The organism is Paenibacillus sp. FW126-R14 (assembly GCF_058789495.1).
Map to the genome: position 1 here is coordinate 1 of NZ_JBYTBS010000131.1, position 1439 is coordinate 1439.

General features: G+C 42.4%; 1 protein-coding gene. It reads right to left on the reverse strand.

Annotation, left to right across the window (positions count from 1 at the left end):
- Positions 1-120 precede the first annotated feature (120 nt).
- A complete protein-coding gene (locus AC3WRW_RS32975; protein ID WP_492550435.1) occupies positions 121-1335 on the reverse strand; it encodes an IS256 family transposase in 1215 nt (404 codons plus the stop codon).
- Between the last annotated feature and the right edge of the window lie 104 nt (positions 1336-1439).

Sequence of the window (1439 nt, forward strand, 5' to 3'; positions counted from 1 at the left end):
GGTAGCGTCAAGAAGTTTGTGTATTAGGTCTTGTAGGGTTATTCATCGGGACGATGAATAGGTTTGTTGTCTGAACGAATTCAGGGGGATCCCCCTGAATTTTTTGGATTAAAATTCCATTTATTTGAGCTCTTCTTTTTCCTTGCTTTCAGGATTTGGAACAGTAGGATACCTGTTTTCAAAAAGCAACGACAATGCCTCTCTTGTTTCGGGGTCATTAAATCCTGTAATAACTCGGTTGCCCCATCTTTCATTGTGAGCAATCGTATCCAAATAGATTATTTTTTCAGCAGCTTCAACATTGGTTAAGCTATTCATAGGACGTAATCTTTTCCTAAATTCTTTATTGGTACGCTCGATCGGATTAGACGTGTAAATAGCGTTCTTTATCATTGCCGGATATTTGTAAAACGTCAGCAGTGTAGGTAGATTGGTCTCCCATGACTCAATCTCCTTAGGGTACATCTTCCCCCACTTCGCCTTCACTGTATCAAAACAAGCCTTTGCTAACTCCAAATCTGGGGCATTGTAGATCGTCTTTAAATCTTTCAGAAATTCCACCTTGTCTTTAACTCGAATCTTTGGAAAGGTATTACGAACCTTGTGAACAACGCAGTGCTGCACATCGGCCTTTGGGTAGGCTTCTTTAAATGCATCTTCAAGACCGATCAGCCCGTCAAATACACCTAAGAGCACCTCTGTCGCCCCACGTCGTTTGAGGTCTCCCAGCACTTCGCGCCAGCCATTAGCACTTTCTTTGCCGCCAATATAGAAACCTAGAATATGCCTGTAGCCTTGCTCGTTAATGCCCATAACCAAATAAACGACTTCACTATCAACCGTGTCACGTTTCAAGTTAAAGTAGAAGCCGTCTAAATAAACCACCGAATACCGTTTCTCTAAAGGGCGTTCTTGCCAACGCTGTACGTCTTCTAGTACGGTACTGGTGATGTTACTAATGGTGGTCGGAGAGTACTGCGTGCCAAACATGCCTTCGATAAAGCGAGCTACATCACGAGTGCTCATGCCGCCTTTATACATATGAATGACGGCCTCTTCAAGCCAACCATCACGCCGCTGGTACGGTTCAAAGAGCTGAGTTTGAAAGTTCCCCTTGCGGTCTCTTGGTACTTTCAATTCTTCGATTTTCCCATACCGTGTATCGAGCGTACGCTCGTAATAACCGTTCCGGCTATTACGAATTTCTGACTGTTGTTCCACTTGAAGAAATTGATTCATTTCTTCTTTCATGATGAGCTCAAGTTTTTCTTGGATCATCGTTTTCACAAGATTTTCTAGTAGATCATTTAAATTGTTTTGGGGTATAGTAGTCATTGAGTAGGGCTCCTTCTTGGTGGTGTGGTAATCCCGAGAATACCCTACTTTTTTGTCGTTTGCCTATACTCCAAATGTTGGTACACAAATTATTTTACTTCATC